This is a genomic window from Micromonospora sp. NPDC047644, from assembly GCF_040704315.1.
Classification (GTDB): domain Bacteria; phylum Actinomycetota; class Actinomycetes; order Mycobacteriales; family Micromonosporaceae; genus Micromonospora.
Genome location: NZ_JBEYSY010000002.1, coordinates 468,313 through 481,620, shown reverse-complemented (window position 1 = coordinate 481,620; position 13,308 = coordinate 468,313). Strand labels below are relative to the sequence as shown.

Sequence of the window (13,308 nt, the reverse complement as noted above, 5' to 3'; positions counted from 1 at the left end):
GCCCGGTCTCCGGGTGCCGAAACCGGCAGTGCCGGTCGGCACACCCTCTGAGGCATCCTAGGAAGATAGGTAGTGGGAGGTCGGCTGTCGGCACCGACCCTCGATGGTTAACTGACCGCATGGGAGAGCTCCTGCTGATCCGGCACGGCGAGACCACCTGGAGCGCCAGCCTGCGGCACACCTCGTACACCGACCTGGAGCTGACCCCCGACGGCGAGCGACAGGCCCGCACCCTGGCCGCGTTCCTGGCCGGACGGCGCTTCGTCACCGTGCTGACCAGCCCCCGCTCCCGGGCGCTGCGCACCGCGCAACTGGCCGGGCTCACCGTCGACGCCGTCGACGAGAACCTCAGTGAGTGGAACTACGGCGAGTACGAGGGCCGCACCACAGTCGACATCCACGACGACGATCCGCACTGGAACATCTGGACCGACGGCTGCCCCGGCGGGGAGTCCCCCGCGGAGGTGGGTGAACGGCTCGACCGGGTGCTGGCCCGCGTCACCCCGCTGCTCGACCGGGGCACCGTGGCGTTGGTCGGGCACGCGCACAGCCTGCGGGTGCTCGGTGCCCGTTGGATCGGCCTGCCCCCGTCCGCCGGTGGACGGTTACGCCTGGACACCGCCACTGTCAGCGCGCTCGGTCACGAACACGGCCGGCAGGTCATCCTGCGGTGGAACCAGCCGGCTCCTCCGGCGCCCGGGACCGCGACCGACTCGGTGCCGCAGGGCTGATCTTCGGCGGCCGGTTCTCGTACGGCGTGGACAACACCACTGTCGTCCGGGTCGTGACGTTCGCCGAGGTGCGGATCTCCTGGAGCACCCGCTCCAGGTCGGTGGGGCCGGCCACCCGCACCAGCAGCAGGTAGAAGTCCTCCCCCGCCACCGAGTAGCAGGAGTCGATCTCCGGCAGGTGGGCCAGCCGCTCCGGGGCGTCGTCCGGCTGCGACGGATCGAACGGCCGGATCGCCACGAACGCGGTGAGCGGCAGGTCCAGCGCCTCGAACGACACCCGGGCGGCGTACCCCTTGATCACCCCGCGCTGCTCCAGCCGACGGACCCGCTGGTGCACGGCGGACACCGACAGCCCCACCCGCTCGGCCAGGTCGGTGTACGACAGACGGCCGTCTGCGGTCAGCGCGGCGACGATAGCGCGGTCGATCTCCTCCACGGCGTGCAACCTACCGGGAAAACCGTCGCACGGCGACGAGGTAACCGAGTGGCGGACCGCGGTGGGCCGTCACGCACCCACCGCAGCCTGACCACCACGTACCGTTGTCAGCCCCTGGCCAGCGCCCGGGAGATCACCATCCGCTGGATCTGATTGGTGCCCTCTACGATCTGCAACACCTTCGCCTCCCGCATGTACCGCTCCACGGGGTGGTCGGCCACGTAACCCGCGCCGCCGAGCACCTGCACCGCGTCGGTGGTCACCCGCATCGCCATGTCGGTGGCGAACAGCTTCGCCTTGGCCGCCTCGATGGCGTACGGACGGCCGGCGTCGCGCAGCCGGGCCGCCGCCAGGGTCAGCGCGCGGGCCGCGGAGATCTGGGTGGCCGCGTCGGCGAGGAGGAAGCCCAGCCCCTGGAAGTCGATGATGGAACGCCCGAACTGCTGCCGCTCCCGGGCGTAGGAGACCGCGTAGTCCAGGGCGGCCTGGGCGAGCCCGACCGCGCACGCGGCGATGCCCAGCCGGCCGGAGTCCAGCGCGGACATCGCGATGGTGAAGCCCATCCCCTCGCCGCCGACCAACCGGTCGGCCGGCACCCGGGCCTCGTCGAAGGCGATCTGCGCGACCGGGGAGGCGCGCAGCCCCATCGTCCGCTCGGCAGCCTGCGGGGTGATGCCGGCCGTGCCCGCGTCGGTGAGCAGACAGGAGATCCCCTTCGGGCCGGGTCCGCCGGTGCGGCAGAAGACGTTGTAGAAGTCGGCGGTGTGGGCGTGGGTGATCCACGCCTTGGTTCCCGAGATCAGGTACGCGTCGCCGTCGCGATCCGCCCGGGTGGTCAGCGCCGCCGCGTCCGAGCCACCCTGCGGCTCGGAGAGGCAGTACGCGCCCAGCAACTCGCCGCCGATCATGTCCGGCAGCAGCTTGCGCTGCTCGTCGCTGCCGAATGCCGCCACCGGGTAGCAGGACAGGGTGTGCACGCTGACCGCCTCGGCGACAGCGAGCCAGCGGCTGGCCAGGATCTCCAGCACCTGCAGGTACACCTCGTACGGCTGTGCCGCGCCGCCGTACTCCTCGGGGTAGGGCAGGCCGAGCAGGCCGGCGCGGCCCAACGTGCGCAGCACCTCGCGGGGGAACTCGGCGCGTTCCTCGAAGGCCGCGGCCTTCGGCGCGAGCTCGCCGTCGGCGAGCTCGGTGGCGAGACCCAGCAGGTCGTGGGCCTCGTCGGTGGGGAGGATCCGGTCGACAGTCATAGCGCGATGAGCTCCGTGGGGGTGGTGTTGAGCCGTTGCACGCCGTCCGTTGTGCAGACGACGATGTCCTCGATGCGGGCGCCGTGCCGGCCCGCCAGGTAGATGCCCGGTTCGATGGAGAACGCCATGCCGGCGTCGAGGGGTCGGTCGTTGCCGGCCACCAGATACGGCTCCTCGTGCCCGTCCAGACCGATGCCGTGGCCGGTGCGGTGCAGGAACGCGGGACCGTAGCCGGCGGCGGCGATCGGCGCGCGGGCCTCGGCGTCGGCCGCCGCGGCGGTGATCCCGGGCCGCACCGCCTCGACCGCGGCGCGTTGGGCGTCGCGCAGCACGGCGTAGTAGTCCAGGAAGTCGGCCGGCGCCGACCCGCCCGCCAGGTAGGTGCGGGTGCAGTCCGAGCGGTAGCCCGACGCCATCGTGCCGCCGATGTCGACCACCACCGGCTCGCCGACGCCGATCGGCCGGTCGGAGGTGCCGTGGTGCGGGCTGGCCCCGTTGGGCCCGGCCGCCACGATGACGAAGTCGACAGTGACGTGTCCGGCGGCGCGGATCGCCGCGGCGATGTCGGTGGCGACCTCGGCCTCGGTGCGACCGGGACGCAGCCACTCGCCCATCCGCAGGTGCACCTCGTCGATCGCCGCGCCGGCCTCGGCGAGGGCCGCGACCTCCGCCGGGGACTTGCGGATCCGCAACTCGCGCAGGACCTCCCCGGCGAGCCGTTGCGCGGCGTCGGGCAGCGCCGCGCGCAGGCCGAGGACCTGCTCGGCCCACATCCGGTCGGCCAGCCCGACCGCCGCGACCGGGCCGTCGAGGGCGGCGACGACCAGGGGGTACGGGTCGGTGCCGTCGACGTGGTCGACGATGCGGACGCCGGTGTTCGGGGCGGCCTCCGCCGCGGGACGTTCCAGCCTCGGCACGATCAGCGTCGGCTCACCGTCGGCGGGCAGCACCAGGCAGGTCAGCCGCTCCCCCGCGTGGGCGTCGTACCCGGTCAGATACCGCAGGTCGGAGCCGGGTGTGAGCAGCAGCGCGTCCAGACCGGCGGCGGCCGTCGCCCGCTGCGCGGCGATCAACCGATCCGGCGGATACAGCTCGTCGATTCCCACCCCGCCAGCTTAACGGTCGTTTGGGCAAACCCCTATTGGCACCGGATGACCGGAAATCCATCAGTGTTGATTGACTCGGACAGTTAACACTCTTTAAGATTTGGCTGCCTCGAGGCCCACCCGTCCCTGCGTCCCCCGCACAGCCCGCCCGCGCCAACCCCGCGCGGGCGGTGCCGTCGTCATCCCCGCCCACGGGAAGGCCCCCGATGTCCTCACCACTGCGCCGCGCCCTCGCCGCCGGCCTCCTCGCGCTGGCCACCGCCGGCGCCACCCTCACGGTCACTCCCACCGCCGCGCAGGCCGTGGTGCTGCCGAACAACTTCAAGAGCGTCGGCTACATGCCCTCCTGGACGGGCAACATCAACGCCATCCAGTACAACAAGCTGACCCACATCAACTACGCGTTCATCCTGCCCAACAGCAACGGCAGCCTCCAGGGCGTCGACGGGGCGCGGCTCTCCTCCCTGGTGTCGCAGGGGCACGCCAACAACGTCAAGGTCTCGATCGCGGTCGGCGGCTGGAACGACGGCAACGACTCGGCCTTCGAGGCCCTCGCGGCCAACGCCACCAGCCGGACGAACTTCGTCAACAACCTGGTCAACTTCGTCAACCAGTACAACCTCGACGGCGTCGACATGGACTGGGAGTACCCCGACCCGGGCGCCTCGGCCAACAACTACACCACGCTGATGACGCAGCTCGGTAGCGCGCTGCGCAGCCGCGGCAAGCTACTCACCGCCGCCGTGGTCTCCGAGGGCTACTACCTCGACGGTGTCCAGCCCGCCGTGTTCAACCAGGTCGACTGGCTCAACATCATGGCGTACGACGGCGGCAACCCGCACGCCGGCTACGACTGGTCGATCAACAGCATCAACGGGTGGAAGGCCCGCGGCCTGCCGGCCAGCAAGGCCGTCCTCGGCATCCCCTTCTACAGCCGCCCCGGCTACTACACCTACTCCGCGCTGGTGGGCATGGACCCGGCCAACGCCAACCGGGACTGCGCCACCATCGGCGGCGCGCAGCAGTGCTGGAACGGCATCCCGACGGTCAAGCGCAAGACGCAGTGGGCGCTGGCCAACGCCGGCGGCGTGATGAACTGGGAGCTGACCCAGGACACCACCGGCTCCACCTCGCTGCTCAGCGCGATGTACGACACCATCATCGGCGGCACCACCCCGCCGCCGACCGGTCGTACCGGCCGGATCACCGGCATCGGCGGCAAGTGCGTCGACGTGGCCTCGGCCAGCACCGCCAACGGCGCCGCCATCCAGATCTGGACCTGCAACGGCACCAACGCCCAGACCTGGACGGTGGGCAGCGACAGCACGCTGCGCGCCCTCGGCAAGTGCGCCGACATCACCAGCGGATCCACCGCCAACGGCGCGAAGGTCCAGCTCTGGGACTGCAACGGCAGCGGCGCCCAGGTCTGGCAGGCGCAGTCCAACGGGACGCTGCGCAACCCGCAGTCGAACAAGTGCCTCGACGTCACCGACAACACCTCCGCCGACGGCGCCCGGCTGCAGATCTGGGACTGCTTCGCCGGCGCCAACCAGCGCTGGACGCTCCCGGCCTGACGCCGCCCGCAGAGGCTCCCCGGGTCCCGGTAGGGACCACGGACCAGCCTGGCTCGTAGGGCCCCCGGTCGACGCGTTGGCGTCAGCCGGGGGCCCCGGCGTGCTCAGCGACCAGGGTGAGCATCTCCTGCACCGAGCCGGCCGGGTCGCTGACCGGGAACTGCACCGCCCGCACCACCGCCGTCGGGTCGACCAGCAGGGTCAGCCGCTTGAACCGGGTCACCCCGCCCGCACGGAACACCGGCAGCAGCAGCCCCGCTCCCAGCCGACCGTCCTGGTCGGACAGCAACGGAAACGGCAGTTCGGCGTACGCGGCGAAGTCGGCGAGCTGGTCGGGCCGCTGAGTGCTGACCCCGTACACCCGGACACCAGCGCTCGCGAAGTCCGCATGACGCCGGGCGTACGTGGTCGACTCCAGTGTGCAACCCCGGGCGCCGGGAATCTCCGCCCAACCGGGCGGATGGCCCTGTGTCCCCGGCACGTACGCCCCTGGGAACAGGTAGAGGACCGTCCACCCCTGCGTCGCGTCCACCGCCACCGGGTGCCCGTCGGCGGCGGGCAGGACGACCTCGGGCAACCGTCGACCCACCAGGTCGCGCACCCGGCGGGCCTCGGCTGAGTCGGCGTCGGCCGTGGCGGTCACGTCACCGTCACCCATCAGGTGCCTCGTTCCCCAGTCCTGCAGCGCGATGAGCACCGGCAACAGCCCCTCACCCCTCGCGGTGAGCACATAGTCGTAGCGCGGTGGGTGTCGTGAGTACGGCCGGCGCTCCAACACGCCGTGCTGGACCAGCGCGCCGAGGCGCTCGGTCAGCGCCCGTCGGCTGACGCCCAGCTCCCGTTGCAGCGCGTCGAACCGGGTCGTCCCGCCGGCGACGTCGCGCACGATGAGGAACGTCCACCAGTCCCCCAGTACGCCGAGCGCCTGCGCGATGCCGCAGTCCGCATCGGCAAGATCTTCTCGCCGCACCCGCTACCTCCGTCGCTTCCGATCCGACTATAGTCCGTTCCAGATTGGAACGTGTCGGCTCGGCGAACGGGGGACGGCGACATGCACGTCGACGAACGGCCGGCACGTTCTGGCGCTGGGAGACCGCCGGCACGACCAGCATGGTCGGGTCGGCGGTCGGCGCGGTTGCCCTGCCGCTGACCGCGCTCACCGTCCTGGACACCTCCGCGTACCAGCCCGCACCGCCGTTTTCCGGCCCGGTGCCTCCCCGCGGTCCTAGCCTGGGACCGGGCGCCCGCGCGGGCGACCTGACCGGGAGGAACGACGTGGCAGGGAACCAGACGAGCCAGGCGGCGACCCGCCGACGCCGCCAACTGTGGGCCGGAGTCCTCGCACTCGTCGGCCTGGTCCTGCTCATCATCGGCGTCACCGTCGCCGACGGCATCGCGGCCTGGGTCGAGGTGGTGGTCGCGATCCTGCTGCTGGTGACCAGCTACGTCGTGCAGCACCTGGCCCGGCGGGACATCGTCTACCAACCCGACGAGCGACGCTGACACCACCAGCGGCCGGGCGTACCCCAGATCGTCGGACGGTTGTGCCAGGCTGTCCGGCGTGGCACACCGACCCCCGATCCTGCTGATCGACTCAGCCAGCCTCTACTTCCGGGCCTACTTCGGCATCCCGGAGTCCGCCGCCAGGGCCGAGGACGGCACCCCGGTCAACGCGGTACGCGGCTTCCTCGACATGCTCGCCACCCTGATCCGGGTGCGGGGCGCCGACCGGATGATCTGCGCACTGGACTACGACTGGCGCCCGGCCTGGCGGGTCGACCTGCTGCCGTCGTACAAGGCGCACCGGGTCGCCCCGCAGGGCGGCGAGATCGTTCCGGACACCCTCTCCCCGCAGGTGCCGATGATCCTGGAGGTGCTGACCGCGGTGGGCATCACCGCGGTCGGCGCGAGCGGCTACGAGGCGGACGACGTGCTCGGCACCCTCTCGGTGACCCAGCCCGGCCCGATCGAGGTGGTCTCCGGCGACCGCGACCTGTTTCAACTCGTCGACGACGCCCGAGGGGTCCGACTGCTCTACGTCGGGCGCGGCGTCGCCAAGCTCGACGACTGCGACGACGCCGCAGTGCGGGCCCGCTACGGCGTGCCCGCCGACCGTTACGCCGACTTCGCCGCGCTGCGCGGCGACCCGAGTGACGGGTTGCCCGGGGTGGCCGGCGTCGGCGACAAGACCGCCGCCCGGCTGATCGAGCGGTACGGCAGCATCGACGGCATCCTGGCCGCGCTCGACGACTCCGACTCGTCCTTCGCACCGGGCCTGCGCGCCAAACTGGTCGCGGCCCGCGACTACCTGGGCGTCGCGCCGACGGTGGTCCGGGTCGCCCTGGACGTGCCCCTGCCGGAGCTGCCCACCGCGCTGCCGAGCGCGCCGGCCGACCCGGACCGGCTGCTCGAGCTCGCCCAACGCTGGAACCTGGCCGGCTCGGCCCGCCGCCTGGTCGACGCCCTCGCCGCGCCGCGCGGCGACGGGAAGCCGTCGACATCCCCGCAGGCGGGGTGAGCGCCCGACACGACCCGGTTGGGTAACGAGCGGGGGAACGCGGGTTCCCGCGCTCCCCGCTCGTTACCGTCGGTGAGGGTGGACCGGACAGGTCCATGACGTCGAGCGGTTCCGCAGGAGTGTCCCGTGCACCTCGCCGCACCGGAGCCCGGATCGCCCCGGGCCAGCGGTCCGCCGGTGCGCGACCCGGAGGCCCCGCGCCGGGTGACCCTCCTCGAACTCTTCTTCGACCTGGTGTACGTGGTCGCGCTGGCGCTCATCTCGCGAGGACTGGCCGAACGACTCGACTGGCACCGGGCCGGCGAGGCACTGATCATGCTGGCCGCCGTCTGGTGGACCTGGACGATCACCACGCTTGTCACCGACCTCTACAACCCGGAACGCACCGAGATCAAGCTGCTGATCAGCGCCGTGATGTTCGGCGCGCTGCTGATGACCACGGCGATCCCGGAGGCGTTCAACCATCGGGGGCTCGTCTTCGCCGGCACCTACGTGGCGATCCACCTGGGACGTGGCCTGTTCCTGATGCCGGCGGTACGCCGCGAACCGCAGACCCAGCGTCGGGCCGCCCGCATCTTCCTCTGGTTCGCCGTGTCGGCGATCCCCTGGCTCATCGGCGCGTTCGTCAGCGGGGACGCCCGGATCATCTGCTGGGCCGTCGCCCTCGCCATCGACTACCTCGGCTTCCGCCTCGCGTACCCGGTGCCGGGGCTCGGGGTGGTGCCGGAGAAGCAACGCAACGTCACCGCGGAGCATCTCTCCGAGCGCTACCAGCAGTTCTTCATCATCGCGCTCGGCGACGCCATCCTGACGATCGGCACCATGTTCAGCATGGAGCACAACGAGGCCGAGAACATCGGGGCGTTCGCGGTGGCCTTCCTGACCACGCTGCTGCTCTGGCGGATCTACGTGCACAAGTCCGGCGAGCTGCTGCCGACCGCCATCCAGGCGGCCGAGTCGCCCAGCAAGTTCCTCTTCAGCGCGCCGTACACCCATCTGCTGATGATCGCCGGCGTGGTCACCACGGCGGCCGGCTTCCACCTGGTGCTGCACGAGCCGACCGGGCGGACCCCGCCGGCCTGGCTGGCGGTGATCCTCGGCGGTCCGGCGCTGTTCCTGGCCGGCCGGGCCTCGTTCGAGTACGAGGTGTTCAGCCGGGTGTCGTGGTCCCGGCCCGGTGGGGTGCTGGCGCTGCTGACCGTCGCCCCCGCCCTGCTGTACCTGCCGCCGCTCTTCGCGTCCCTCGGCGGCCTGCTGGTGCTGACCGGCGTGGCCTACGCGGATTTCCGGCGTAGCCGCGGCAAGCCGCCGGAGGCCCCGTCACCGCCGCACTGAACCGCCCACCAGCTACTACACCAGGGCCCCGGCGTACCCCCGGACCCGCAGTCGTTCCCGGGCGCACCCGGCCAGGCGCACCTGCAGGCCGAGCGGCGCGGCGGCGCGGCGGACATCGTCCAGGTGCAGCGATCCGTGCCGGTCGACGGTCAGCACCGGCGGTTCTTCGAGGTCACCCTCCGGCGCGTGGAACGAGAGCAGGGTGACCGAGGTGGTGAGGTAGCCCGGGTAGGCGGCCCGCGCCGCTGCCTCGTCCCGGTGGAGCAGCACCACCAGATCGTCGAGGTGGGCGAAGTCGGCGGCGAGGGCGCCCGCCTTCCAGTGCGCCGGTTCCTCCCCCGCCCCGGTGAGATGCCGGGAGCGGTTCGCCGAGGTGATGTAGAGGTGATCCGTTGCCGTCTCGGCGAGCGCCCGCTCGAAGAAGGCGTTGGACGGGCAGGTCAGCCCGGGTGCGATCACCTGGGTGGTCCGCATCCCCTGGTCGACCTGGGTGAGGTGGTCGGGAAGCCGGTCGGCGGCCGGCCCACGGAAACCGAACGGCCCGGCACCGTAGAGAGCGTCCATCAGCGCCCGCACCCGACCGACCGGCAACCGCGGCGAGATCCGCGTCCAGTCGAACATCCCGGGGATCCGGCCGATCGCCGTGGTGATGCTGCCGACCTGGTGCACCGGTCGACCCTTGGCCAGGTTGACCCGGCGCACCGTGGCCGCGTCGGGGCGCGCCACGATGCCGTAGAAGTTGGCGAACGCCGCCGCGACGACCGCGCCGCCGGCAAGCGCGCGGGCCGCGACCGCGACGTCCTCGGTGCGGTCGATGTAGAGGGGCGGTGTCGGGGCGTCCATCAGTCCTCCTCGGCGGGGCCGTGAGGCAGTTCTACGTCCACTCACCCGGATGACGGCGAGGTCGGTCGGCGATCCGATAGCCGACAGGTGCCACCCGGTGCGGGCGGCGGATGCCCGGGCGGTACACAACGGCGGACGGCATCGGCCGGATGGGGGATCCGGCGGGGGTCGTAGCACGCAACCGTTAGCCGCGCGACCCGATTGGGTACAACGGCTGCACCTCAGATCCACCACATACCTCAGGAGGCAGCGATGCGCGGCAGCTCGATTCTCGGAGTCATCGTCGTGATCTGGTTGGTGATCGGCGCCATCGCCGGTGGCCAGCGCGGTTACTACAGCGGCGACGACACCAACTGCGCCGAGGCCGGCACCATCCTGGTCACCATCGTGGCCGGGCCGTTGAACTACATCGGCGCCAACCCGAAGGTCGACTGCAAGCTGCCCGAGCCTTCCAAGTAGACCACTGACGCACCCCGGCCCGTGCCCCCGCAGTGGGGGCACGGGCCGGACGCGGTTTCGGCGAGATCGCGCGGGACGACTAAGTCGTCTCCTCCCCCAACCGTCGGACCGTCGACCGGTCGCGTCCCCAGGCTGCCAGCGGCGCCAGGGCGCCGTTGAGGCGCGTGCCGTCCTCGGTCAACGAGTACTTGACGCGGGGCGGCACCTCGTCGTAGGAGACGCGGCGCACGACGCCGTCCGCCTCCATCTCCCGTAGATGGGAGGCCAGCACCTTCTCGGTGATCCCCGGAACTTCGACCTGATGCGTCGCCGCCTGGCGCTCTCGGTCACCCACCGCACACCGCCTAAGGCATCCTAGGAGGCTGGTTTGCGGTCGGGCGGCGTTTGTCCGGGCCGGGGCCGGGAACCGCCGATGCCTCAGTCAGCGGCACGGGAGCGGGAGTGGGCATGCAGATCGGCTACAAGCTGGCCGCGGAGGGGTACGGCCCGCAGGAGATCATCCGCCAGGCCGTTCTCGCCGAACGGGCCGGCTTCGACTTCGTCGAGATGAGCGACCACTTCCACCCGTGGCTGGACGCGCAGGGGCACTCGTCCTTCACCTGGAGCGTGCTCGGCGCCATCGCGGCCAGAACCAGCAGCCTGCGCCTGGCCACCGGGGTCACCTGTCCGACCGTCCGCTACCACCCGGCGATCATCGCGCAGGCCGCAGCGACCATGGCCCTGATCTCCGACGGCCGGTTCACCCTCGGAGTCGGGGCCGGAGAGCGGCTCAACGAGCACGTGGTCGGGCAGGGATTCCCCAGCGTTCGGGGGCGACACGAGCGACTACGCGAGGCGTTGGAGATCATCCGACTGCTCTGGCAGGGCGGCTACCAGTCGTACGAGGGCCGGCACCTGCACCTGGAGGACGCCCGCGTCTTCGACCTGCCGGACACCCTGCCCGTGATCGCGGTGGCGGCCAGCGGTGAGGCGTCGGCGCGGCTCGCCGCCGAGTTGGGCGACGGCCTGTTCGCCACCGAGCCGGACGCGTCGATCGTCGAGCACTACCGACGCGCCCAGGGTTCGGGCCCGCGCTACGCCGAGGTGCCGCTGGCCTGGGCCACCGACGAGCAACAGGCGGTGCAGGCGGTGTTGCGGACGAGCCGATGGATGGTCACCGGTTGGAAGGTGATGAGCGAACTGCCGAACCCGGTCAACTTCGCCGCGGCCAGCGCGTACGTCGAGGAGAAGCACATCCGGCAGCTCTTCGCCGTCGGCCCGGACCCGGAACCCCACGTCGCCAAGGTCCGGTCGTACGTCGAGGCCGGCTTCGACCACATCGTCCTGCAGAACGCCGGCCCCGACCCGGACGGCTTCCTCGACTTCTTCGCCGGCGACCTCTCCGGCCGCCTGCGCGCGATGGGTTGACCGTGACGGCGCTCCGCCCGTCCGGACGATCGCCGGACGGGCGGAGCACTCGGGATGAACGCGTTCGGGATGGCGCGCGGGTCGACGTTCAGCGGAAGCAGTGCGCGATCGGCACCTGGCTGCCCTCGCAGTTGGTCGGTTCGTTCTCGACCACCACGCTCTCGTCGTCGATCTTGACCTGGGCGTGCATACCGAAGATGCCGCCGGGCTTCACCGTCGACGCGTTGTGGGTGACCTTGCTGGTGTAGATCGCCACCGAGCCCGCGCTGGCGTAGATGCCCCCGCCCTGGGACGCGGCGCCGACAGCCTCGTTGCGGGTCACGTCACTGCCGCGGACCAGCAGGTTCGCCTTCTCGGCGTAGATGCCGGCTCCGTGTCCGTGGGTGGTGTTGCTGTCGATCACGCTGTCGTCGATCGGCGTCAGGCCCTTCACCGTCGAGACACCGCCGCCGTTGACTGTGGACGTGTTGCCGCGGATGGTCATCATGCTCATCACCAGCACCGCGTCGGAGTTGGCGGCACCGCCGCCGACCTGCGCGGTGTTGTTCAGCAGCTCGGTGTCGGAGACCTTCGTCCGGGCCGAGAAGCTGGCCAGCCCGCCACCCTGGGCGGCGCTGTTCTGGGTGAAGGAGACGCTCTCCACGTCGGCGGCGCCACGGTAGTTGCCCAGCCCGCCGCCGTAGGCGTTGGCGCTGTTGCGGTGGAATTCCGAGCGCTTCAGCGTCAGTACGCCACCGTTGAGCAGGCCCCCGCCCTTGCCCGCGGCGCCGGAGGCGCTGTTGCCGACGAACGTGGAGTCGGTGACCACCATGTTGCCGTCGTTGAAGATGCCGCCGCCGCCACCCTCGGGCGACAGCGAGGTGCTCTGCGTGACGGTGACCCGTTCCACCACGGCGGTGGCGCCGTGAACCACGTGCACGCTGCCGCCCTCGATGGCCGAGCGGCCGTTGTGCAGTTCCACGTCGCGCAGGGTCAGCTCGCCACCGTCGCGGACGGTGAAGAAGCGGAACGAGGCGGCCTGGGCGGCGCGGGCGATGGTGGCACCCGCGCCGTCGACGGTGATCGGCTGGTAGATCACCGGCAGGCCGGCGGTGTCGTCGGCCGGGTTGTGCGGCGGCGCCTCGGCGTCGCCGGGTGTCTCGGCGGCGTCGGCGGCCTCCCGGGCGTCACGGATCCCGCCGTCGTACTGGTCGGTCTCGTGGAACGCCTCGGTGAGGGTGTAGCGGCACTTGGGCGCGAGGCGGAGTTCTCCGCCGCCCTCGGCGTTGGCGGTGACCAGCGCCGCCACCAGCTTCGCGGCGTCGCACGGCACCGACACCACGCCCCGCTTTCCGGTGCCCGGGGTGGTGGGACGGGCCCGCTCGGCGTCGGGGTCGGGGCGGTCGCCGCCGCGCCGGTCGTCGTCGGCTGCCGGGGTCAGTCGGGCCAGACCGGGCAGGGCGAGGGCGCGGTCGGCGGCGGCGGTTGCTCCGGCCGCTCCCACGACCAAGCTCCCCGCCAGCAAACCGCTGGCTAAGAACCATCGGGACCGCCGTCTGGGTCGAGTCGCGCGGTCTCCCTCTCGGTACGTGGACATCAACGGTGCCTACCTTCCTGCGTACGTGACGTGACCGCGCGCCGATTCGGGCGCGGGGGGCTCGACGAGTTCG

At 71.6% G+C, this 13,308-nt stretch carries 14 protein-coding genes; 7 read left to right on the top strand and 7 right to left on the bottom strand.

Annotation, left to right across the window (positions count from 1 at the left end):
• Positions 1–119: 119 nt before the first annotated feature.
• A complete protein-coding gene (locus tag AB0877_RS05385; RefSeq protein ID WP_366606870.1) occupies positions 120–731 on the top strand; it encodes a histidine phosphatase family protein in 612 nt (203 codons plus the stop codon).
• Here AB0877_RS05385 and AB0877_RS05380 read toward each other — a convergent pair.
• From AB0877_RS05380 to AB0877_RS05370, 3 genes are all read right to left on the bottom strand, one after another.
• Positions 661–1,167, bottom strand: coding sequence for an Lrp/AsnC family transcriptional regulator (locus tag AB0877_RS05380; RefSeq protein WP_366606868.1), 507 nt, complete (start codon positions 1,165–1,167; stop codon positions 661–663). The two genes, AB0877_RS05385 and AB0877_RS05380, sit on opposite strands and share 71 nt — an antisense overlap.
• Positions 1,168–1,274: 107 nt before the next feature.
• A complete protein-coding gene (locus AB0877_RS05375; protein WP_366606867.1) occupies positions 1,275–2,417 on the bottom strand; it encodes an acyl-CoA dehydrogenase family protein in 1,143 nt (380 codons plus the stop codon).
• Positions 2,414–3,523 carry a Xaa-Pro peptidase family protein gene (locus AB0877_RS05370; protein WP_366606865.1) on the bottom strand — a complete coding sequence of 370 codons (1,110 nt, stop codon included), beginning with the start codon at positions 3,521–3,523 and terminating at the stop codon, positions 2,414–2,416. The genes AB0877_RS05375 and AB0877_RS05370 overlap by 4 nt, the downstream gene beginning before the upstream one ends.
• A 206-nt stretch (positions 3,524–3,729) precedes the next feature.
• Between AB0877_RS05370 and AB0877_RS05365 the strand changes: the two genes are divergently transcribed.
• On the top strand, positions 3,730–5,097 hold the full coding sequence (locus AB0877_RS05365) for a glycosyl hydrolase family 18 protein (protein ID WP_366606863.1): 1,368 nt from the start codon (positions 3,730–3,732) through the stop codon (positions 5,095–5,097).
• A gap of 82 nt (positions 5,098–5,179) precedes the next feature.
• On the opposite strand, the gene AB0877_RS05360 is transcribed toward AB0877_RS05365, so the two are convergent.
• A complete protein-coding gene (locus tag AB0877_RS05360; RefSeq protein ID WP_366606861.1) occupies positions 5,180–6,067 on the bottom strand; it encodes a winged helix-turn-helix transcriptional regulator in 888 nt (295 codons plus the stop codon).
• 44 nt (positions 6,068–6,111) lie between these two features.
• On the opposite strand from AB0877_RS05360, the gene AB0877_RS05355 reads away from it, so the two are divergent.
• From AB0877_RS05355 to AB0877_RS05345, 3 genes are all read left to right on the top strand, one after another.
• Positions 6,112–6,600 (top strand): hypothetical protein, encoded by a 489-nt coding sequence (locus AB0877_RS05355; protein WP_366606860.1) that lies wholly within the window; start codon positions 6,112–6,114, stop codon positions 6,598–6,600.
• Positions 6,601–6,658: 58 nt separating this feature from the next.
• Positions 6,659–7,615: a 5'-3' exonuclease gene (locus tag AB0877_RS05350; RefSeq protein WP_366606858.1), complete on the top strand. Its 957-nt coding sequence runs from the start codon at positions 6,659–6,661 to the stop codon at positions 7,613–7,615.
• Positions 7,616–7,741: 126 nt separating this feature from the next.
• A complete protein-coding gene (locus tag AB0877_RS05345) occupies positions 7,742–8,950 on the top strand; it encodes a low temperature requirement protein A (RefSeq protein ID WP_366606856.1) in 1,209 nt (402 codons plus the stop codon).
• A 15-nt stretch (positions 8,951–8,965) separates the two neighbouring features.
• Here AB0877_RS05345 and AB0877_RS05340 read toward each other — a convergent pair whose 3' ends face one another.
• Positions 8,966–9,793 carry a hypothetical protein gene (locus tag AB0877_RS05340; RefSeq protein ID WP_366606854.1) on the bottom strand — a complete coding sequence of 276 codons (828 nt, stop codon included), beginning with the start codon at positions 9,791–9,793 and terminating at the stop codon, positions 8,966–8,968.
• A 252-nt stretch (positions 9,794–10,045) separates the two neighbouring features.
• Between AB0877_RS05340 and AB0877_RS05335 the strand changes: the two genes are divergently transcribed.
• Positions 10,046–10,252: a hypothetical protein gene (locus AB0877_RS05335; protein WP_357258834.1), complete on the top strand. Its 207-nt coding sequence runs from the start codon at positions 10,046–10,048 to the stop codon at positions 10,250–10,252.
• Between the two features lie 79 nt (positions 10,253–10,331).
• Here the strand turns inward: AB0877_RS05335 and AB0877_RS05330 are convergent, their stop codons facing one another.
• The gene (locus tag AB0877_RS05330) at positions 10,332–10,586 is read right to left on the bottom strand and encodes a winged helix-turn-helix transcriptional regulator (protein ID WP_366606852.1); all 255 of its coding nucleotides are present in this window, start codon (positions 10,584–10,586) and stop codon (positions 10,332–10,334) included.
• A 113-nt stretch (positions 10,587–10,699) separates the two neighbouring features.
• Here AB0877_RS05330 and AB0877_RS05325 point away from each other — a divergent pair, with 113 nt between their 5' ends.
• On the top strand, positions 10,700–11,659 hold the full coding sequence (locus AB0877_RS05325; protein ID WP_366607108.1) for a TIGR03557 family F420-dependent LLM class oxidoreductase: 960 nt from the start codon (positions 10,700–10,702) through the stop codon (positions 11,657–11,659).
• A gap of 88 nt (positions 11,660–11,747) precedes the next feature.
• Here the strand turns inward: AB0877_RS05325 and AB0877_RS05320 are convergent, their stop codons facing one another.
• Positions 11,748–13,235: a hypothetical protein gene (locus tag AB0877_RS05320; protein ID WP_366606851.1), complete on the bottom strand. Its 1,488-nt coding sequence runs from the start codon at positions 13,233–13,235 to the stop codon at positions 11,748–11,750.
• Positions 13,236–13,308 lie beyond the last annotated feature (73 nt).

What these genes read in the sequence shown, in the direction of transcription:
- AB0877_RS05385 (WP_366606870.1), top strand. Translation starts at nt 120, where the DNA reads ATGGGAGAGCTCCTGCTGATCCGGCACGGCGAGACCACCTGGAGCGCC.
- AB0877_RS05375 (WP_366606867.1), bottom strand. Translation starts at nt 2,417, where the DNA reads ATGACTGTCGACCGGATCCTCCCCACCGACGAGGCCCACGACCTGCTG.
- AB0877_RS05365 (WP_366606863.1), top strand. Translation starts at nt 3,730, where the DNA reads ATGTCCTCACCACTGCGCCGCGCCCTCGCCGCCGGCCTCCTCGCGCTG.
- AB0877_RS05340 (WP_366606854.1), bottom strand. Translation starts at nt 9,793, where the DNA reads ATGGACGCCCCGACACCGCCCCTCTACATCGACCGCACCGAGGACGTC.
- AB0877_RS05335 (WP_357258834.1), top strand. Translation starts at nt 10,046, where the DNA reads ATGCGCGGCAGCTCGATTCTCGGAGTCATCGTCGTGATCTGGTTGGTG.
- AB0877_RS05325 (WP_366607108.1), top strand. Translation starts at nt 10,700, where the DNA reads ATGCAGATCGGCTACAAGCTGGCCGCGGAGGGGTACGGCCCGCAGGAG.
- AB0877_RS05320 (WP_366606851.1), bottom strand. Translation starts at nt 13,235, where the DNA reads ATGTCCACGTACCGAGAGGGAGACCGCGCGACTCGACCCAGACGGCGG.